A 20,665-nucleotide genomic window follows, 5' to 3' on the forward strand; every position below is an offset into this window, starting at 1 on the left:
TGAGACAGGAGGTATGGCAAGGAGTCACAGTTTTAGTGTTCAAAACAAGATCACATTTCCGTGATATATGTCACGGAAATGATGAGCTGTAAGTCTCTGATGTTTTGGCGTCGTTAGCGGTTATTCGGTGCGTTACTTCTGTGGTTCACCCTTAGCAAATACGATGGCGGCTACGCTTTATTTGGCTAACGATGAATCGCGTCTCCAGGCCGTCAATCGTGGCTCGCCGCCCTTGCCAGCCTCATTCATCTCGCCTTTTGTTAACGAGATAGTGAAGAGTATCAATGCAGCCAGTGGACACCCTCTTCCGGCTGAAAAAAGGCGTTATAGCGCAGTTGAAACGCGTTGATCTCCTGCATATCGGGTTCCATTTCGCGCAAAAAGCCCAGCGCCAGCCGTACCTGCGTGTCGGTGATCGGCGCAGCTAAACGCGCTTTTTGCAGCAACCGATGCCACCGCTGCAAATTCTGATCGCCGCCATCGACAATCACCATTTGCCAGATAAGTAACACCTGAGCGGCATTTTGCAAATGCGACTCATCAGGGCGATGCAGATACTGTAAAAATTCACCGCCCGCCGTTTTACCCATTTGATCAATCATCGATTCTATCGGCACTACATCAATATTCAGACGTTCGCTCAAACGGCGAATCGCCCGGCGGGTATCCGATGTCAGCACCCGAAACCCCACAATAAACACCACCACAAACGTGGCCAGAATCAACCAAATCATGCGCACATCCGTCACCAAACAGGATGCCCATCATAACGGTAAATTTATAACTGTCGACGTTCTGGCCTGTCAGGATGTGATTTATTAACGCCTGTCTTCATTTACGCCAGACGCCGGATGTCCTGTCTGACGAACGCAAGGCATAAAAAAGCCCGGCGTTAAGCCGGGCAAAACGTTACCAAATGCACACATTTAAGCGATATTAACTTGCTGAATTTTTTTCTCACGGCGGATTTTGCGCTCTTCCATCACGGCGACCATCGCCATCAGGCAGATACAGCCGATCGCGGCGGCGTCCAGCGCGGCGAAGGTGCCCGCCCAGCCGGTCAGACCAAAAACGGGGGTGCCGTCGGCAATCATGCCCAGACCCAGCTTGGCAAAGCTATCGCCGATAAGATAAGCGAAGGTTCCTTTGATACCGTCCGCAGCGCCGATGGCTTTTTTCGGTACGAAACCGACTGCCGCCACGCCAATTAATAGCTGCGGCCCAAACACCAGGAAACCGAGCGCGAACAGCGAGGCCAGATAGACATACTGGTTGCTGGCGTGCTGGTAGACGCCGAGGGTGGCGATGATTAACGCCAGCGCCACACAGGCTACCAGCGCACGACGACCGTTCGCCAGGTCAGAGAGCCAGCCCCACAGCAACGTGCCGACCAGCGCGCCCACTTCAAACAAGGTAAAGCCCTGAATCGCCACCTCTTTAGAAAGTTTCAGTTCCTGGAAGGCGTAGACGGTTGACCACTGGTCGATACCAATACGTACCACATACAGGAAGATATTGGAGAAGCACAGCAGCCAGATCACTTTGTTTTTCAACACATATTCAACAAAGATCTGCCACTTGGTCATTTCGTTTTCTTCAGTCTCTTTATCCTCTTCGCTGATCTCTTCGCCGAACAGTTCTTCAGCTTTACCCAGACCGTAAGACTCCGGGGAGTCGCTGCCAAAACGCAGACCGATAAAGCCAACAATCAGCGCGATAATCGACGGGAAGATAAACATGCCGATGACGTGACCGTCGAACAGGTAGTTGGCGCCGAACAGCGCCACGCCTGCCGCGCCCGCGCCGCCGAGGTTGTGGGAGATATTCCAGAAGCCGAGAAAGGTGCCGCGTTTACGACGCGGAGTCCATTTGGTGATGGTCGAGTAGCTGCACGATCCGCCGGTACTCTGGAAGAAACCGCTCAGGGCATAGAAAGCGATCATCAGAAACAGACTGGTTGACCCCGCGCCCATGCTGGCGCTGAAGCCGAGCATACAGATAGCGGAGAGGATCAACATAAACGGTAGAAACTGCTTGGTATTTTTACCGTCAGCGTAGTAGGAAACCAGCGTTTTCCCCACGCCGTAGGTGATCGAGAAGCCCAGGCCAATCATCCCCAGCTCGGTCATGCTCAACCCGTAGGTAGAGATCATGTCGTTCTGCGCGATGTTAAAGTTTTTGCGGATCAGGTACATGGTCAGGTAGCCGATAAAAACCACCAGATAGGACTGCATGAACGGCTTGAACCACATTTTACGCCGCACATCGAGCGGCAGATCCAGGGTCGGCTTGCGCACCTGGTTTAAGAAGGCCAGCATGGATTACTCCTGAGCTAATTTTTATACCTGCGAATGGCAGGCATTGTAAAAATCCACAGGAAAAGTGGCCTGCGACAGCGTCCAGGCAAAACCGGGAAAATTTCTTAGTTTTGCCCCATTCAGCGCAAAAAGGTGAGGTGCATCACGCTTCGCTGGTCTCGCGTGGGGCCTGGGCGTTCAGAAATGGCAGCAGCAATAGCGCGGAGATCCCCGCCGCGATGGCGATGACCGCAAAAAAACCGGTCCAGTGCCAGATCTCCAACACTTTCGCTAACGGCCAGCCGGAAAGCGACGCGCCGAGATAGGCGAACAGGCCGACAAAGCCGGTGGCCGCGCCCGCCGCCTCTTTATGCGAGCACTCCGCCGCCGCCATGCCAATGAGCATCTGCGGGCCGAAGACAAAGAAACCGGTGGTGAAGAAACAGGCCGCCTGCATGACGTAGCTGGCGAACGGCATCAGCCACAGCGAACCCACAGAGAGCAAAATCCCGGCAGCGAAGATTAAATTCATCGGTCCGCGGTTACCGTTGAAGAGTTTGTCCGAGCCCCAACCCGCCACCAGCGCGCCGATAAATCCACCCAACTCAAACATCGATACTGCCGTGTTGGCCGTGACCAAATCCACGCCCAGCGTCTCGGACATATACAGGTTGCCCCAGTCGTTGATCGCCGCGCGCACCACGTACACTAAGACATAACACAGCGAAAGCAGCCAGATATAGGGATTCAACAGCACATATTTAGCGAGGATTTCTTTGCGGCTTAGCCCCGCGCCCTCTTGCTGTTGGGCGACCTCCAGCGCATCGTGCCGCCAGTCGCCTACCGGCGGTAAACCAATCGCCTGCGGACGGTCGCGCAGCCGCCAGCAGAGGACCATGCCCACCCCGATGGCAAGCAATCCGGCCACCATCATTCCGATGCGCCAGCCATAATGCAGGGCGACAGCGGCCATAACGAGAGGGATCAGCGCCCCGCCGACATTATGCGCGGTGTTCCATAACGCCCACCAGCCGCCGCGCTCGGTACGCGAGTACCAGGCGGTCAGCAAACGGGCGCAAACCGGCGATCCAAACCCCTGGAAAAAGGCGTTCAGCGCCCATAGCAGCGCAAAGGCCCACAGCGAGGTCGAGAAGCCGAACAGAATATTCACTACGCCGGTCGCAATCAGCCCGATGCCCATAAAATAGCGAGCGTTAGAGCGATCGCTAACGATGCCGGAGACAAATTTCGACACCCCGTAGGTGATGTAAAACAGCGTCGCCAGCAGGCCGATATCGCTGCGGGTCAGAATACCGCTGGCAAGGATTTCCGGCGCGGCGGCGTTAAAGCTTTTACGGGTGAAATAGAACAGCGCGTAACCCAACCAAATGGTGATCAGGATATGCCGCCGCCAGTAGCGATAGCGGGCGTCAACCTCGTGCTTATCGGTGATGAGCGGCGCGTTGGCCGGGGCTTTTAAAAACGAAAGCATTATCCTTCCTTAAACGTAACGCTGGGGCAACGAGACGCTCACCCGCGTACCGTGGGTACAAGAGATGGTTAGCGTCCCGCCGAGCGCCGACACGCGTTCGCGCATTCCGGTCAGGCCGAAGCCCTGCTGGTGAGAGCCCGGCGGCAGGCCGCTGCCGTCATCCTCAATCACCAGCATCAGTCGCTCATCCTGCTGCCAGCCCTGGAGCGTCACAGCGCTGGCATTGGCATGTTTTACGATGTTATTCAGCCCTTCCTGACAGACGCGAAACAGCGTCACGCGCTGACTTTCACTCAGCGCCGTTTCGTCAATTCGCCAGTCGAGGTGACTGACAATACCGCGGCTTTCCAGCTCCATTTCGCGCAGCAGCGAACGGATGGCCTGCGCCAGCGTTAAGTCGTCTAACTGGCGCGGGCGCAAGCGCCCCAGCAGGCGACGCACGGCGTCATACACGCCCAGCGAAAGCTGCTCGATAAGTTGCCCGCTCTGCTTCACGCCGCCGTTATCCGCCGCCAGTCGTTGCACAATGCCCGCCTGGGTACGAATCGCGGTGATGGTCTGCCCGATGTCATCGTGCAGCTCACGCGCAACATCGCGCCGCACGCTCTCTTCGGTCTCCAGAAGACGCTCCGCCAGCCGATGGTTGCGCGCCAGCTCCTTTTGCAACGACTGGTTCAGCTCGCGCAGACGCTGAATGCCCGCGCCAAGCAGTAACCCGGTCAGGCTTTGCGCCAACAGCGAAAGTAATAAATCGACGGGATGATCGTGCCAGGTCTGGCTGGCGATCAGCGCGATAGCGTTCATCAGTGTGGCAATGAGCGCGCCCTGCCAGCCATAGTGCCAGGCGAGCGCGATAATCGGCAACGCCAGGCAGAACGGCGTAAAGCGCGAAAGTTCAGCAGGTAACCCCAGTTGCAGCCACAGACTGACGATAAACAGCAGCAGATACCAGATCAGATGCCGCCCGCGCCAGTTTACCGGCTGCGATACCAGCGATGGTCCCAGCGGCAGCCAGGTAGTGCTGGTGAGATAGTGCCAGAAAACCAGGCAGATGGGGGCCAGCGTCAGACCACCCGTGAGGGTCAGCAGTAGCGCGTTCCATGCCGCTTCCCCCTGCCCCAACCAGGGCAGGGATTGCAGTAGCGCCGCGGCGGTGAGGGCCGCGCCCTGAAGCAATAACGTGCGCCAGTCGCGCTGATGGCGGTAACGCGAAGTCAGCGCCACGGGCAGTAGCGTCAACACACCACCGATCATCAAAAGCGGCAGATGGGCCAGCGCAACTTCCTGCGCCAACCAGTACACCAGCAGCCACTCCGCGCCCAGCAATACTGGCCAGTATCCACGCGGGCATTGCAGCATAAGTCCCAGGCGCAGGCCGAAGGGAAAGAGTAGCGCCGCCAGCTCCGGGCGTTCTACCAGATGTAGGCTGATGCTCCACAGGCAGAACCACGCGGCGGAGAAAATAAAAAAGCAGGCAACAACGGTGATTAAACGGGAAAAAAAGGTGTTCATTACCAACCGTCAAACATGCGATGCGCCAGTTCAACGTCATTGCTGACGCCTAATTTTTCCAGCAGATTCGCGCGATGGACATGCACCGTTTTTGGCGACAGCCCCAGCTCGGCGGCAATCTCTTTTACCGCCATACCCTGGGCGAGTTTTTCCGCCACCTGACGCTCGCGTTTGGTCAGCGGATCTTGCCGACCCGCCGCCAGTTTCACGGCAATATCGGGGGTCAAATAGCAGCCGCCCGTCGCCACCGTATGCACCGCGGCGATCAGTTCATCCGGACTACAGCGTTTAGAGAGGAAACCGCGCGCGCCGGCGTTCAACGCCTGTTCCACCAGCGCCGGGCTATCGTGAACCGAGAGCATGATCGTCGCCATCCCTTTTGGCAGTTGGCTTAGCAGCTCCAGTCCGGAAATATCCGGCATCGAGATATCGCAGATACACACCTGTACGCCGCGCCCCGGTAAGCCTGCCAACGCTTCGCGCCCGGAACCAAACTCGGCGACCACCTGCAAATCAGGTTCCAGCCCCAGTAGCTGTGCAAAGCCGGAGCGGACGATAAGGTGGTCGTCGATAAGGGCAACGGTGATCATGGGTTCATCCTGGCGCTAAGGCATGCCTGATGGCGCTGCGCTTATCAGGCCTACGGGCAGGTGCCGTTGTAGGCCGGATAAGGCATTAATGCCGCCATCCGGCAAAAGCACTTACCTTAACGATAAGTGCCTGGGTGTTCAAGCCTTGAGCGGTCAGACAATGCCTGTCGTGACGGTGAACGTCCGGGTTTGCTGCGGTTCCAGTTGAAGCAAGGTTCCATTTCGCTGCGCCGCGAGAAAACCTTCAGGCCGACAGGTCGCGGGCAGGGCAAAGGCGGCAACCTGCTGATCGCCGTTATAAAGAATCCAGCGGGTCACGTAATTGAGCTCCGCGCTGGCGAAACGTGTCACGAACGTGGTGCCATCCGGGGCGATCATACTGAATTCCGGGGTATCCGTATACCTGTCCAGTTTATCGGCGAAGAACACGATTTCCGGGTCGTAAAAGCCAGGCTCGTTGAGCGTTGCCAGCGAGGCTTCACCCTGCAAAAGCCGTTGATTAAACGCCAGCCACTGCGCCGTGGGTTTGACATGCGCCGGCACCGACTCGCGTAGCTTCAGCGCGGTATCCGGGATATTCTGGCGGAACGTGGCGTTCGGCACATAGGCATAGTTCATGTGGCACATGTACTGTAGCGGCATGGCGACTGAAGCCAGGTTAGTCACGGTCATCTGAATATCAAACAGCGCGCTTGATTTACGCATTACCACCGCAGGTTGCGCCTGATAATGATGACCGAACCCCATCACATACTCGTAGCGCCCGGTCACGCGCAGACTGTCGCCCTCTAACTCCAGCCAGGCGTCGTCCATAGCAGCGCAGGGCATCTCGCCGTGCAGCGGATGTGTATCTTCCGGCGACGGGCAGCCATTCGCCAATAGTCCGGAATGGAAAGCAAAGCAACCATACGTTGCCACCACTTCCGCAGCCGGCTTCGGCTGGCGGAACATGTTGCGCATAGTCAGATCATGACCGTCAAACTGCGCGTCCCAAATCATCTGCCCCATCCAGGGCAGAATCACCAGATGACCGCGGCTGTTTTGTATTTTCAGTCCTTCCACGCCGCTGGCGTAACGAAACGCCGTAACCGTAAAATCATCATTTTCCAGCAAGATACGCGGCTGCTCGCTAAAAAGCTCCCGCCATAATGTAATACGTGTTGTCATGGTTGATCTCCTCAGGACGCGGCGACTTCAGCCAGGTTGCCGCGCACTTTGCTTTCGCGCCAGAAGTAAACGCCAACGTAAACAAAGCACAGCATGGAAACCAGGAATGAGAGCTGTAGCGAGTGGAACATGTCCGCCACATAACCCTGAATCGCAGGAACCACCGCCGCGCCGACAATCGCCATCACGATGACCGCCCCCGCCATTTCGGTATGCTCGTTATCGACGGTATCGAGCGTTCCGGCATAAATGGTCGCCCAGCAGGGGCCAAACAGAACACTGACCAGCACCGCCACGTATACCGCGCTAAAGCTGGGCGCCAGCGCCACATAGGCCAGGAACAGCGCGCCGATCACAGAGTAAAGGATCAGGACTTTTTCCGGGTTAAAGCGTGTCATCAGAATGTTGGCGATAAACTTGCCGATAAAAAAGCAGGCGAAGCTGTAGACCATAAAGGTTGAGGCATCGCGCTCATTGATATCGCCTAACTCCAGCGCCAGACGGATAGTGAACGACCAGACCGCCACCTGCATTCCCACATACAGGAACTGCGCCACAATACCGCGACGGAAACGGGCGTTGCTGGCGAGATAGCGTAACGTATCCAGCGCCGAGGGGCGTTTATGACTCGCGGTTTGCGCGACTTTACAGGTCGGGAAACGCGTCAGCAGGAACAGTACCATCACCACTACCAGAACCATAATCATGTACTTATAGGGTTCCAGAGTGTTTTCCAGCATCAGCACCTTGAAGTTGTGGACCTGCTCGGCATTCATGCCCGCCATCTGTTTTTCCAGGCTTTCCCCTTCGGAAAAGACCAGATATTTACCCAATAAAATGCCTGCCGCCGCGCCGATCGGATAAAAGGTCTGGCTGATATTCAGCCGCAGCGTGGCGTAGGCTTTCGGCCCGATCATCGAACTGTAGGTATTCGCCGCCGTTTCCAGGAAACTCAGGCCAATCGCAATGGCGAAAATCGCCGCGAGGAACATGGTGTAGGTCGCCATGTGCGACGCCGGAAAAAAGAGCGTACAGCCGACAATGTATAGCGTCAGGCCGATAAGTATCGCCACTTTATAACTGGTTTTTTTAATGACCAGCGAGGCCGGAATAGCAATTAAAAAATAACCGCCATAAAAGGCGCTTTGTACTAATGCCGAAGCAAAGTTGCTCAGCGAAAATACACTTTTAAATTGCGTAATCAGAATATCATTTAACGCGGCTGCGCATCCCCATAATGGGAATAAACAGGATAACAAAATAAACTGGAACAGAGGTGTCTTATTCAGATACCCGTCGGGCATCTGAACGATGTTTTTATCGTTCATAGTGCTACCTTTAACAGTGCAGGGTGATTGTTATTCGTTCAACGAAAGATACTCATTAAATTGCTCAATACTTGGATAAGAGGATTGGGTGCCTTTCCCGGTGACGCTGAAAGCGGCAAAGAGAACGGCTTTTTTCATGGCGGCTTCCACATCCCCGCTCTGGACGTAGTAATGCGCGAAACAGCCGATAAAGGCATCGCCCGCGCCGCTGGTATCAACAGCGTTCACTCTAAACGCCGGAACATGGACTTCCTGGTCACGCGTCATCCACAGCGCGCCTTTCTCGCCCATGGTGACAATAATATTGTTCAGCCCTTTATCTACCAGCGAACGTGCCGCTGCGCGAATATGGTCATAGGTATCCACTGGCATACCGGTTAATATTTCCAGCTCGGTTTCATTGGGTACAAAGAAATCGCATTTACAGGCATAAGACATATCTAATTCCCGTAATGCTGGCGCAGGGTTTAATAACACTTCAATCCCGTGTTTCTTGCCAAATTCTATTGCGTGATAAACCGTTTCAAGCTGAACTTCCAGTTGCAGAACAATAAGCTGGCATTTTTTTAAATCTTCCGCCGCGCGATCGATATCTTCCGGCGAGAGAAACTTGTTAGCACCTTTGATGATCAGAATGCTGTTGCTGGAGTTGGCGTTGACGAAAATCGGCGCTACGCCACTGCTGGTACACGGTACTTTTTCTACATACGTCGTATTGATCCCCCAGGATTCGAGATTACGAATGGTGTTGTCGGCAAAAATATCGTCGCCCACTTTGGTCAACATCAATACTTTTGAATTGAGCTTAGCGGCCGCCACGGCCTGGTTCGCCCCTTTTCCGCCGCAGCCGATTTTAAACGCCGGCGCTTCCAGAGTTTCCCCTTCTTTGGGCATCTGGTTGGTGTAGGTGATAAGGTCCACCATGTTAGAGCCAATAACCGCGATATCCATTTTACTCCCTCTCAGAAATCGTCACACGACAATGATATTAAAATAACATTATCATGTTACTTCCGTATCATTTGTGACTATGATCGCGATTAGAGGATCATTTTGCCATTTACTTCGTGAACGATCCCTGGCGGAACATACGCGCACCAAATCATTTTTATTGTTACAATTTACTGAAAATTAACTATTTATTGTTAAAAAACGCGAATAAACCCACTTTTATTTCCTGACAGCCGGACGTATAGTAGTGCCACACTGTAATGTTCTCAGAAACACATAAATGTTACTGATGGAACATAACAACATGATTTGCGGAGAGTGTGAATGGAGACCAAGCAAAAAGAACGTATCCGACGCTTGATGGAGTTACTGAAAAAGACCGATCGAATCCATCTGAAAGACGCCGCGCGGATGCTGGAAGTTTCGGTGATGACCATTCGCCGCGATCTCAGCCAGGATGATGACCCTTTACCGCTGACGCTGCTCGGCGGCTATATCGTCATGGTAAATAAGCCTACGTCTTCAACCAATATGCCGCTGCCAGCGAAAAAGACGCATCATCGGGACGACCTTCCCGTTGCGATCCTGGCCGCCGGCCTGGTGCGTGAAAACGATCTGGTTTTTTTTGATAACGGTCCGGAAATGCCATTAGTTATCAGCATGATACCGGATGATATTACCTTTACCGGGATTTGCTACTCGCATCGGGTATTTATCGCGCTGAATGAAAAGCCTAATGCCACGGCGATTCTGTGCGGCGGCACCTATCGGGCCAAGAGCGATGCCTTTTATGATGCCAATAATCCTTCGGCGCTGGATTCGCTCAATCCGCGCAAAGTGTTTATTTCCGCCAGCGGCGTACATGAACATTTTGGCGTGAGCTGGTTTAACCCGGATGATCTTGCCGCCAAACGTAAAGCGATGGAGCGCGGTCTGCGCAAAATTTTGCTGGCGCGTCACGCCCTGCTTGATGAGGTCGCGCCTGCCAGCATTGGTCCGCTTTCTGCCTTTGATGTCCTGATTAGCGATCGCCCATTACCGACAGATTATGCCGTTCACTGTCGGAATGGTTCCGTCAAAGTCATCACGCCTGATTCGGAAAGTGAATAACTTACTCAAAAAAGACGGCAATTTTATTGAACATGGTGGGATCGGACTGGTTTCGTACCACCTTCGCCACGTCTTCCAGTTTATCGATCTGACTGATCATCTGTTCAAGCCGCTGATCGTCATTGACCAGAAGCCAGATGCGGCTCTGATCGCTACCCTGAATCGGTAAACAGAGAATACCCTCAACGTTGAAAGCGCGTCGGGCGAACAGCCCGCAGACGTGGGTCATCACGCCAGGGTGGTTGCGAACGGTCAGCTCCAGAATAACGTTATCATGTGATTGTTTCTGCATGGCTTATTCCCCCACCATCTCTGTATTTGCCGCGCCCGGCGGCACCATCGGATACACTTTTTCTTCTGCATCAATGCGCACATGGATCAACGCCGGTCCAGGACGACGAATGATAGCCTGCAACGCCGCCTGCGGATCGGCTTCGTTATTCAAATCACAGGTATCCAGACCAAACCCGGCGGCAATCTGCATAAAGTTGATGCTTCCCGGATAGGTCGCCGCAAAAACGCCCTGTTTATAGAACAGACTCTGTTGCTGATGTACCAGTCCCAGCGCGTCGTTATTCATCAGGATAATTTTCACATCCAACTGGTTTTCACTGGCGGTAGCCATCTCCTGAATATTCATCATCAAACTACCGTCGCCGGAAAAACACAGCACCTTGTTGCCCGGATTCGCCAGCGCCGCGCCAATCGCCGCGGGCAGACCAAACCCCATGGTGCCCAGCCCGCCGGAAGTCAGCCACTGACGCGGACGGTTGAGCGGATAAGCCTGCGCGGTCCACATCTGATGCTGACCTACGTCAGTGGTAATAATCGCGTTGTCGTCCACACAGGCGGCGACCGCATTAATCAGCCCATAGTGACTAAGCGGGTTATTTTCCTGGGGAATACTGCAAGGGAATTCTTGCTGCAAGTCCGCCACCAACTGATGCCATGCTTCCCGCGGCTGTGCCTCGATATGGGGAATTAACTGTGCCAGTACATCATCGACATCCGCCTGAATAGCCACATGCGGCTGCTTAATTTTGCCTAACTCGGCGCGATCGATATCCACATGGATGATTTTGGCGTTCGGACAAAACTGCTCCGTTTTGCCAATCGCCCGGTCATCAAAACGCGCGCCCAGGACAATCAGTAAATCGGCCTCTTGCAGAATAAAATTGGTACTGCGCGCGCCGTGCATCCCCAGCATTCCTAACGACAGCGGATGCGCCTTAGGCAGCATTCCCAGCGCCATTAAGGTCATTGTCGTCGGCAGTTGCGCTTTTTCCGCGAGTTCGCGCACGCGTGTCGGCGCATTGATCACGCCGCCGCCCAGATACAGCACAGGACGCTTCGCCGCGTTAATCATTGCGGCGGCCTCGCGGATACTCTCCGCGCTAAACTCCGGCGGGGGTGATTTTTCCGCCGGCGACGGCAACGCATCCAGCTCAATTGTCGCCGTCTGCACATCTTTAGGAACGTCTATCCACACCGGGCCGGGACGCCCCGACTGCGCCAGACGAAAAGCATCGCTCATCACCTGAGGCAACTCATTGATATTTCTGACCAGATAGTTGTGCTTGGTGATGGGGATAGAGATACCGTAGGTATCCACTTCCTGAAACGCGTCAGTACCGATCATGGACGCCGGAACCTGCCCGGTAATGCAGATTAACGGAATGGAATCCAGGCGTGCATCGGCAATGGCCGTGACCAGATTGGTCGCGCCCGGCCCGCTACAGGCCATACAAACAGCAGGTTTACCCTCCGTCCGCGCCATCCCCTGCGCAATAAACCCCGCGCCTTGTTCATGGCGCGCCAGAATATGACGGATTTGCGTGCTTTGGCTTAACGCGTCGTAAACGGGGAGGATCGAACCGCCGGGAATGCCGGTGACGATACGAATCCCCTGGCGCTCCAGAAAATGAACAATAAATTCCGCGCCCGTAAAGCGCTGAGGTGTAGATGTTGTGCCCGAACTTGCCATGCTCCATTCCTTTTATTCTGAGCCGACGTTCCGGGAAGGTGTCTTAAACAAAAAACCCCGCCCGGTTTGCGCCGGCGGGGTTTTGGAATCGTGTGTGTTCCGGACCCTACGGCGCATTGCCGACGACCACCACCACACGCACGACGACCACTGCGCGAGATGGCGCAGTTGTTAGTAGGGTCGCGTTCAGCATGGAAGGGTTCATTAGGGGCCTTGTCTGTTTGTTATTAACACGTTTTATACAAGCACAGCGCTTTCAGCATGACAACGGAAAAATTTTCATCTGCACAAAAATGCGTCAGCGATCACATTTTTCTACGAATTTACACGTTTTGAGTATAGGCGTAATAAGCGTAGCGCCCTCCGGTAATCGCCGGGATTGATGATTACGCGTTTCACAATGCCGGAAAACAAAAAACCTCGCCGAAGCGAGGTTCTTACAGCGTAATGCGGGTGGTAGCCGCGAAGCACACTGTGTTATGTCAACAGCAGAAGTATACGCGTTCTGTGCAGAACGCGCAATTTCGGCGCGAATTTTGATGAATTTGAGTATGGATCAGAAGCTCCGTTCTGTCTATAAATTACTGTTCATTTATACAGTACTTAACTATAATGTCTTTGACACAATGTGTTATGCGGGGGCCGCATCGTAAACCGGCGCAACGAAGTCCTGGCTGAAACGGGTGGTGCCGTCAGCGCCTTAACCCCCTCGTGAGCACACTGTGTTATGTCAACACGCACACTATTCCTCGCAAAAGGGATCGCGTGCGCAACAGCTGGCAACAGGCAGCGGAAAGGTACGTCGGCTGGCAGTGCTCCTTAACCACAGGAGACGCGTATGAGCGTAGTGGATATCACCATTCTTATCCTGAAACTCATTGTTGCAGCACTGCAACTGCTTGATGCTGTTCTGAAATACCTTAAGTAATTCAGATTCAAGCCGCACCGAAGGGGAGCGGGCAACCGCTCCCCTTTCACCTTATCCGCTGGTCTTTCGCTTCCCGGGTATGTTACGTTTTTATGACACCCTCAACGACGCCTGACGCTATGACCCTTTCCGTTTTCTGTATTTTGCTGTTCGCCGCGCTGCTACATGCCAGCTGGAACGCCATTGTCAAAGCGGGAAACGATAAGCTCTACGCCGCGATCGGCGTCAGCGGTTCCGCGGCGGTCATGGCATTGATCCTTTTGCCCTTCTCGCCGCCGCCAGCTCACGCCAGTATCCCTTTTTTAGCGGCCTCTACCGCGCTCCAGGTGGTGTATACCGTCCTGGTGGCGAAAACCTATCAGGTCTCGGACATGAGCCAGACCTATCCTCTTATGCGCGGCACCGCGCCGCTGCTGGTGGCGCTCATTAGCGTTCTGTTTCTTGGCGACAGCCTGTCGTCGATGGCCTGGGTCGGCATCGCAGTGATCTGCATGGCGATACTTGGGATGGCCTGTAATGGCCGCGCCAGTTCTCAACGTGGTGTCGTGCTGGCATTAACTAACGCCTGTTTTATTGCCGGATATACGCTGGTGGACGGGACCGGCGTAAGACTCTCCGAAACGGCGCTGGGCTATACGCTATGGTCATTTTTTCTCAACGGCGCCTGCCTGTTAACCTGGGCGATGATTGCGCGGCGGCGGGAAGCGTCGCGTTATCTGGCGCAACAGTGGAAAAAAGGCATTTTTGGCGGGATTGGCACTATGGGATCTTATGGGCTGGCGCTATGGGCCATGACCCAGGCGCCGCTGGCGGTGGTCGCCGCGCTGCGTGAGACGTCGATTTTATTCGGCGCGCTGATAGCCTGGCTGTTGCTTAAAGAGAAAGTGGCCGGGCTACGTCTGGTGGCGGCTGGCGGGATTGCCCTCGGGGCGATTTTACTCCGTCTGTCATGATCGCCCAATGACAGCCGCAGACGTAACACATTCTCGGCAACATTTGTTGCCGCTTTTGTTTACATATCCTGCCGTTCCTTCGCCTGCCATTACTGGTCGCTGTCTGGCCTTCTTTTTCTGGTGTGATAGATTCCTCTCGCATTTATGGGAATGCGCAGCAAGTTATTCTTATTTTTTCTTTTTTTGAAAAGTAATCAGCGAAATGAAAAGGCAGAGAAACGTCAATTTGTTGTTGATGTTGGTGTTACTGGTGGCCGTAGGGCAGATGGCGCAAACCATTTATATTCCCGCCATCGCCGATATGGCACAAGCGCTAAACGTCCGGGAAGGCGCCGTCCAGAGCGTAATGGCTGCTTACCTCCTGACCTACGGCGTCTCGCAACTGTTTTACGGCCCGCTTTCCGACCGGGTTGGGCGCCGCCCCGTAATCCTCGTCGGCATGTCTATTTTTATGGTAGCGACTCTGATCGCCATGACCACGCATAGTTTGACGGTGTTGATTGCCGCCAGCGCCATGCAAGGGATGGGAACCGGCGTTGGCGGAGTAATGGCGAGAACGCTCCCGCGCGATCTGTATGAAGGAACGCAACTTCGTCACGCCAATAGCCTGTTAAATATGGGGATTCTGGTCAGCCCGCTGTTAGCGCCGCTGATTGGCGGCCTGCTGGATACCCTGTGGAACTGGCGCGCGTGTTACGCTTTCCTGCTGGTGCTTTGCGCTGGCGTCACCTTCAGCATGGCGCGCTGGATGCCGGAAACCCGCCCCGCCGGCGCGCCGCGCACACGGCTGATCGCCAGCTATAAAACGCTGTTTGGCAACGGCGCATTTAACTGTTATCTGCTGATGCTAATCGGCGGGCTGGCTGGCATTGCGGTCTTTGAAGCCTGTTCCGGCGTGCTGATGGGGGCAGTATTAGGTCTCAGCAGTATGGTGGTAAGCATTCTGTTTATTCTGCCGATTCCGGCGGCGTTCTTCGGCGCCTGGTTTGCCGGACGCCCGAATAAACGCTTCTCAACCCTGATGTGGCAGTCAGTTATTTGCTGTCTGCTGGCAGGCCTTATGATGTGGATTCCCGGCTGGTTTGGCGTGATGAACGTCTGGACGCTACTCATCCCCGCTGCGCTGTTTTTCTTTGGCGCCGGGATGTTATTTCCACTGGCCACCAGCGGCGCGATGGAGCCGTTTCCGTTCCTCGCAGGCACCGCTGGCGCGCTGGTCGGCGGGCTGCAAAATATTGGTTCCGGCGTACTGGCGTGGCTTTCGGCAATGCTGCCGCAAACCGGTCAGGGCAGTCTGGGATTGCTGATGACCCTTATGGGATTGCTGATCCTGGCGTGCTGGCTGCCGCTGGCGTCACGGATATCGCATCAGGGACAGACGGTTTAACATTCCCCTCGCCCGGCTTTTTGCCGGGCGTTTCACATTCCGGCGCGATCATCGCATTGAGCAGGGACTCCTGCGCCGGACGCCACGCTCCTTCTTCGCCGTCATAAAACTGAGTGTCCGCGTTTATCGCATACGGAATATGCGCTTTTTTCAGCTCGCAGGCCATAAAACGGGCAAACGCGAACTGTGAAGCGACCGGCGTCATTTTTATCGACTCTCCCGGCGCCCATCCGCCCACCCAGCTTGCATGGCCGGTCTTATGCTGCCAGCGAACCGCAGCGTTAATCCGTGCCCGAATCGCCGCTTTTTCCGCCGCCGTGCCTGACGTCCACGGATATTTACCGCCGCTTTTCAGGGGTCCCCACGGGAAGATGTGCCACTCCGCCAGTACATAGTTCTGGCTTTGCGCCGGCAGTTTAAGCGCCGACAAATCCTCCGGCGCGGCGCGCATGCGGGGGGCAACGAAAATCATCCGCTGTGGGTCAATGGCGTGAATCAGGCGGATGGTTTTGTCATATACGCGATTCAGCGACGCCATATTATGATTAAGTTTGTCGGCAGGCTCATAAATGAGATCGAACCCCAGAAGCGGGGATGTCTGGCCAAAATAGCGCGCGACCACGCTCCACCAGTTGATCAGCTCCTTTTCATGGCTGGCGCTGGGATCGGTTTTATACGCATCCGCCTGATAGGCAATAATGGGTATGACGCCATAGTATTCGCAGGCTTCTACCAGCTTACGCAAATGGATGAGGCGCGCTTCCGTCGGCGCGCCTGCCACACGAATACGGACATGCGTTAACCCTTTTGCCTTAAAATCCCGCACGACCAACGGATCAAACTCACGAATACCCCGTTCCGTTCGCGCCCAGTCAACATCCATCCCAACGCCAAGCTGCTGCGCATAGCGCGCCGCCGTCAAAGGCATCGGTTTCGCATAGACGACCGCGCTGGTCAGCATGAGAGAGGCAATAAGCGGTTTAAACACGACGCCCCCTAAAATTTTTACCACGGTGATAGCACGTATTTAGCATATTCACTCCCGGCAGGTGTAGCGACAAAGCGTAATAAATCTTCACACCTGTTCCTGCAACCAGCGAATAAATGCCTCGATTTTCGGCCACTGCCTGCCAGGCAGAGTGGTGACATAATAATGCTGATGACATTTCAGCCTCATGTCACCAAAAGGCGCAATCAGTTCACCGCTGTCGAGACGCTTTTGCACCAGCCGTTTACGCCCCATCGCCACGCCAATGTGGTTCATCGCGGCAATCACCGCTAAATCAGAACGATCGAAGCCAATGCCGGATGAATCCGGCAAATTTACCGCAAAATGCTGCGCCCAACTGTGCCACTCATCGGTGCCAGAATCGTTACTCCACGCCTGTCTGTCGTGTAAGAGCGTACAGTGCCGCAGGTTATTCAGGTTGTCCTGCAAGGCGAAACGATGGGCGTAATCCGGGCTGCAAACGGGCAAAATCGCCTCATCCATTAAAAAATGGTGCGTGAGCTGCGCCGACGGCGCATCGTCAAAATAGATAGCCAGGTCAATGCCGGCACGCTGTAGGTTAACGTTATCGTTGCCGGTCAGCATAGTGAGAGAAATTGACGGATAGCGACGGGTAAAGTCCCCCAGCGCAGGCACCAGCCAGCACTGGGCGATAGAGGGACGTGAATACACGGTCAGCGTGCCGGACAGTTCCTGATTTTTGATATCGAGGATTTCCTGATTCAACGTATCCAGCGACGATTTCAGCGCCCAGAATACCCGTTTGCCTTCATGGGTAAGCTCCACTTTACGGTGAGAGCGGACAAATAGCTGGATTCCCAACTCGGCTTCCAGTTGATTGATACGATGGCTTACCGCACTGGGGCTTAACGACAGCTCATCTGCCGCCAGAGCAAAGGACTGGTGTCTGGCCGCGACTTCAAAAGTATAGAGTTTGGATAACTGCCAGCCGTTGAGTAAGCGGTTTCGGGTATCGCGAAGGGGTTCCATGGCAACCTCAGTCATCTTTTAATTTCCCGAAGTGTAAAAAAACACGCTGAAAAAATCCGCACATAGATGAAGCAAAATGAACCATATCGCAAAATAAAGGCAATATTAGATGGAAATCACATAGTTGATTCAATTTACATCATGTGAATGGCAAATTATATCGTTTGTCAGGAGGTGCTGTTTTTCTGTCCAATAAGAACAGATTAATCACAGGGTAGGTGAGATATGCACGCTCAAATCTGGGTAGTGAGCACGCTGCTGATCAGCATCGTGTTAATCGTATTGACCATCGTGAAGTTTAAATTCCACCCCTTCCTGGCGTTACTGCTCGCCAGTTTCTTTGTCGGCGCGATGATGGGCATGGGGCCGCTGGAGATGGTCACGGCGATAGAAAACGGAATAGGCGGTACGCTCGGTTTTCTGGCCGCCGTTATCGGTCTTGGCACCATCCTCGGCAAAATGATGGAGGTTTCCGGCGCGGCGGAACGCATCGGGCTTACGCTCCAGCGCTGCCGCTGGCTCTCTGCTGACGTGATCATGGTACTGGTGGGGCTGATTTGCGGTATCACGTTGTTCGTGGAAGTGGGCGTCGTGTTGCTCATCCCACTGGCGTTTTCTATCGCTAAAAAGACCCATACCTCGCTGCTGAAGCTGGCCATTCCGCTGTGTACCGCGCTGATGGCCGTCCATTGCGTGGTACCGCCGCATCCGGCTGCGCTGTTTGTCGCAAATAAACTGGGGGCGGATATCGGCTCGGTGATTGTCTACGGTCTACTGGTCGGGCTGATGGCCTCATTGGTCGGCGGCCCGCTGTTCTTAAAGTTTCTGGGTAATCGTCTGCCGTTCAAGCCCGTACCGACAGAGTTTGCGGATCTTGAAGTGCGCGCCGAAAACACCCTGCCATCGCTGGGCGCAACGCTGTTTACCGTTCTGCTGCCGATTGGCCTGATGCTGGTGAAAACCGTCGCTGAACTGAATATGGCGAAAGACGGCACGTTGTATACGCTGCTGGAGTTTATCGGTAATCCGATCACCGCAATGTTTATCGCTGTCTTTGTGGCGTATTACATACTCGGTCTGCGCCAGCATATGGGTATGAGCGCGCTACTTACCCACACCGAAAACGGCTTTGGCGCCATTGCGAACATCCTGCTGATTATCGGCGCGGGCGGCGCGTTCAACGCCATTCTCAAAAGTAGCGGGCTGGCGGACACGCTGGCGGTGATCCTCTCAAATATGCATATGCACCCGATTCTGCTGGCATGGCTGGTAGCGCTGATTCTGCACGCGGCGGTCGGCTCTGCGACGGTGGCGATGATGGGCGCCACCGCGATTGTTGCGCCCATGCTGCCTCTCTATCCTGACGTCAGCCCGGAGATCATTGCGATTGCCATTGGTTCCGGCGCCATTGGCTGCACGATCGTGACCGATTCCCTGTTCTGGCTGGTCAAGCAGTATTGCGGCGCTACGCTGAATGAAACGTTTAAATACTATACGACGGCCACGTTTATCGCATCTGTCGTTGCACTGGCTGGCACATTCCTGCTTTCCTTTATCATCTGATCGTAAAGAGACGTACTATGGAAAACATACAAAAGCTCATCGCCCGGTATCCTTTGGTCGAGGATCTGGTCGCCCTCAAAGAAACCACCTGGTTTAACCCGGGCGCCACCTCTCTTGCACAAGGTCTACCGTATGTCGGCCTGACGGAGCAGGACGTAAACGCCGCCCATGACCGTCTGGCGCGCTTTGCGCCGTATCTGGCGAAAGCGTTTCCGCAAACCGCTGCCGCTGGCGGCATAATCGAATCTGACGTGGTCGCTATTCCGGCCATGCAAAAACGGCTGGAAAAAGAGTATGGGCAAACGATCGACGGTGAAATGCTGTTAAAAAAAGACAGTCACCTGGCAATATCTGGTTCCATTAAAGCGCGCGGCGGCATCTATGAGGTGCTAACGCACGCGGAAAAACTGGCGCTGGAGGCGGGTCTGTTAACCACCGACGATGACTATAGCGTGCTGCTTTCGCCGGATTTTAAACAATTCTTCAGCCAGTACAGTATCGCCGTCGGTTCAACCGGCAATCTGGGGCTATCGATCGGTATCATGAGCGCCTGCATCGGTTTTAAAGTGACGGTACATATGTCTGCCGACGCCCGCGCCTGGAAAAAGGCGAAGCTGCGTAGCCACGGCGTGACGGTCGTGGAATACGAGGATGATTACGGTGTGGCGGTTGAGCAGGGCCGTAAAGCAGCGCAATCCGATCCAAACTGTTTCTTTATCGACGACGAAAACTCTCGCACGCTATTTCTGGGCTATGCGGTAGCGGGCCAGCGCCTGAAAGCGCAATTCGCGCAACAGGGACGCGTCGTTGACGCCAGTCACCCACTGTTTGTTTATCTGCCGTGCGGCGTTGGCGGCGGCCCTGGCGGCGTCGCCTTTGGCCTGAAACTGGCGTTTGGCGACAACGTCCACTGTTTCTTTGCCGAACCGACCCATTCACCCTGCATGTTACTCGGCGTTTATACCGGTCTGCACGATGCCATCTCAGTACAAGATATCGGTATTGATAACCTGACGGCGGCTGACGGCCTGGCGGTAGGTCGCGCTTCGGGCTTTGTTGGTCGGGCAATGGAGCGTCTGCTTGACGGCCTCTATACCTTAGACGATCAAACAATGTATGACATGCTGGGCTGGCTGGCGCAGGAGGAAGGAATTCGACTGGAGCCATCAGCTCTGGCGGGGATGGCCGGACCACAGCGCATTTGCGCCGCCGCCGCGTATCAGCAAAGGCATGGATTCAGTCAGACGCAGCTCGGCAACGCGACGCATCTGGTATGGGCAACCGGGGGCGGCATGGTGCCGGAAGATGAAATGGAACAATACCTGGCGAAAGGACGCTAATACTCGCTCAGTGCCGGAAAGACGGCTGCTCCATCCGGCACGCCATCGCCTGATGGCGCTACGC

Annotated in this window: 19 protein-coding genes and 1 pseudogene; 7 read left to right on the forward strand and 13 right to left on the reverse strand. The window is 54.8% G+C overall.

The annotated features are described in order from the left end of the window. Window positions 1-281: 281 nt before the first annotated feature. The 8 genes from J4728_RS16765 to rbsK all read right to left on the reverse strand — a co-directional run bounded on the left by J4728_RS16765 (window position 282) and on the right by rbsK (window position 9,337). Window positions 282-734, reverse strand: a complete 453-nt coding sequence (locus tag J4728_RS16765; RefSeq protein WP_001519640.1) for a DUF1198 domain-containing protein — start codon at window positions 732-734, stop codon at window positions 282-284. Window positions 735-926: 192 nt separating this feature from the next. Next, window positions 927-2,318, reverse strand: a complete 1,392-nt coding sequence (uhpT, locus tag J4728_RS16770) for a hexose-6-phosphate:phosphate antiporter (RefSeq protein ID WP_000879181.1) — start codon at window positions 2,316-2,318, stop codon at window positions 927-929. A 142-nt stretch (window positions 2,319-2,460) separates the two neighbouring features. After that, the gene (locus J4728_RS16775; protein WP_000948170.1) at window positions 2,461-3,789 is read right to left on the reverse strand and encodes an MFS transporter; all 1,329 of its coding nucleotides are present in this window, start codon (window positions 3,787-3,789) and stop codon (window positions 2,461-2,463) included. Window positions 3,790-3,798: 9 nt separating this feature from the next. Further along, window positions 3,799-5,301, reverse strand: coding sequence for a signal transduction histidine-protein kinase/phosphatase UhpB (uhpB, locus tag J4728_RS16780; RefSeq protein ID WP_001091257.1), 1,503 nt, complete (start codon window positions 5,299-5,301; stop codon window positions 3,799-3,801). Continuing rightward, on the reverse strand, window positions 5,301-5,891 hold the full coding sequence (gene uhpA, locus J4728_RS16785; protein WP_000633672.1) for a transcriptional regulator UhpA: 591 nt from the start codon (window positions 5,889-5,891) through the stop codon (window positions 5,301-5,303). The genes uhpB and uhpA overlap by 1 nt, the downstream gene beginning before the upstream one ends. Window positions 5,892-6,044: 153 nt before the next feature. Further along, on the reverse strand, window positions 6,045-7,058 hold the full coding sequence (locus J4728_RS16790; RefSeq protein ID WP_001625098.1) for an aldose 1-epimerase family protein: 1,014 nt from the start codon (window positions 7,056-7,058) through the stop codon (window positions 6,045-6,047). An 11-nt stretch (window positions 7,059-7,069) separates the two neighbouring features. Further along, complete coding sequence (gene fucP / locus J4728_RS16795; protein ID WP_000998359.1) at window positions 7,070-8,386, reverse strand: L-fucose:H+ symporter permease; 1,317 nt, start codon at window positions 8,384-8,386, stop codon at window positions 7,070-7,072. A gap of 30 nt (window positions 8,387-8,416) precedes the next feature. Next, the gene (gene rbsK, locus J4728_RS16800; protein WP_000350272.1) at window positions 8,417-9,337 is read right to left on the reverse strand and encodes a ribokinase; all 921 of its coding nucleotides are present in this window, start codon (window positions 9,335-9,337) and stop codon (window positions 8,417-8,419) included. Window positions 9,338-9,661: 324 nt separating this feature from the next. On the opposite strand from rbsK, the gene J4728_RS16805 reads away from it, so the two are divergent. Then, the gene (locus J4728_RS16805) at window positions 9,662-10,447 is read left to right on the forward strand and encodes a DeoR family transcriptional regulator (RefSeq protein WP_208212110.1); all 786 of its coding nucleotides are present in this window, start codon (window positions 9,662-9,664) and stop codon (window positions 10,445-10,447) included. 1 nt (window position 10,448) lies between these two features. Here J4728_RS16805 and ilvN read toward each other — a convergent pair whose 3' ends face one another. The 3 genes from ilvN to ivbL form a co-directional block, all read right to left on the reverse strand. Beyond that, the gene (gene ilvN, locus J4728_RS16810) at window positions 10,449-10,739 is read right to left on the reverse strand and encodes an acetolactate synthase small subunit (RefSeq protein WP_001171826.1); all 291 of its coding nucleotides are present in this window, start codon (window positions 10,737-10,739) and stop codon (window positions 10,449-10,451) included. 3 nt (window positions 10,740-10,742) lie between these two features. Continuing rightward, window positions 10,743-12,431 carry an acetolactate synthase large subunit gene (ilvB, locus tag J4728_RS16815; RefSeq protein ID WP_000168439.1) on the reverse strand — a complete coding sequence of 563 codons (1,689 nt, stop codon included), beginning with the start codon at window positions 12,429-12,431 and terminating at the stop codon, window positions 10,743-10,745. A gap of 106 nt (window positions 12,432-12,537) precedes the next feature. Further along, complete coding sequence (gene ivbL / locus J4728_RS16820; protein ID WP_001541152.1) at window positions 12,538-12,636, reverse strand: ilvB operon leader peptide IvbL; 99 nt, start codon at window positions 12,634-12,636, stop codon at window positions 12,538-12,540. A 522-nt stretch (window positions 12,637-13,158) separates the two neighbouring features. On the opposite strand from ivbL, the pseudogene J4728_RS16825 reads away from it, so the two are divergent. From J4728_RS16825 to emrD, 4 genes and pseudogenes are all read left to right on the forward strand, one after another. Next, window positions 13,159-13,273 (forward strand): annotated as a pseudogene (locus tag J4728_RS16825) (hypothetical protein). Next, on the forward strand, window positions 13,270-13,359 hold the full coding sequence (gene tisB, locus J4728_RS16830) for a type I toxin-antitoxin system toxin TisB (RefSeq protein WP_000117642.1): 90 nt from the start codon (window positions 13,270-13,272) through the stop codon (window positions 13,357-13,359). The pseudogene J4728_RS16825 and the gene tisB overlap by 4 nt, the downstream one beginning before the upstream one ends. Before the next feature lie 92 nt (window positions 13,360-13,451). Beyond that, window positions 13,452-14,312 (forward strand): DMT family transporter, encoded by an 861-nt coding sequence (locus tag J4728_RS16835; protein ID WP_208212113.1) that lies wholly within the window; start codon window positions 13,452-13,454, stop codon window positions 14,310-14,312. Between the two features lie 202 nt (window positions 14,313-14,514). Continuing rightward, window positions 14,515-15,699 (forward strand): multidrug efflux MFS transporter EmrD, encoded by a 1,185-nt coding sequence (gene emrD / locus J4728_RS16840; RefSeq protein WP_000828744.1) that lies wholly within the window; start codon window positions 14,515-14,517, stop codon window positions 15,697-15,699. Here emrD and J4728_RS16845 read toward each other — a convergent pair. Both J4728_RS16845 and dsdC read right to left on the reverse strand, forming a co-directional pair. Then, the gene (locus J4728_RS16845) at window positions 15,626-16,711 is read right to left on the reverse strand and encodes a cellulase family glycosylhydrolase (protein ID WP_000238927.1); all 1,086 of its coding nucleotides are present in this window, start codon (window positions 16,709-16,711) and stop codon (window positions 15,626-15,628) included. The genes emrD and J4728_RS16845 overlap by 74 nt on opposite strands. A gap of 63 nt (window positions 16,712-16,774) precedes the next feature. Further along, complete coding sequence (gene dsdC / locus J4728_RS16850) at window positions 16,775-17,698, reverse strand: DNA-binding transcriptional regulator DsdC (RefSeq protein ID WP_001522218.1); 924 nt, start codon at window positions 17,696-17,698, stop codon at window positions 16,775-16,777. Window positions 17,699-17,923: 225 nt separating this feature from the next. Here dsdC and dsdX point away from each other — a divergent pair, with 225 nt between their 5' ends. Next, entirely contained in the window at window positions 17,924-19,261 is a 1,338-nt protein-coding gene (gene dsdX, locus J4728_RS16855) for a D-serine transporter DsdX (protein ID WP_000543317.1), read from the forward strand. A gap of 17 nt (window positions 19,262-19,278) precedes the next feature. Beyond that, window positions 19,279-20,601 carry a D-serine ammonia-lyase gene (gene dsdA / locus J4728_RS16860; protein WP_000427983.1) on the forward strand — a complete coding sequence of 441 codons (1,323 nt, stop codon included), beginning with the start codon at window positions 19,279-19,281 and terminating at the stop codon, window positions 20,599-20,601. Window positions 20,602-20,665 lie beyond the last annotated feature (64 nt).

The organism is Salmonella sp. 32070601201500089SM (assembly GCF_017573605.1).
Taxonomy (GTDB): Bacteria; Pseudomonadota; Gammaproteobacteria; order Enterobacterales; family Enterobacteriaceae; genus Salmonella; species Salmonella enterica.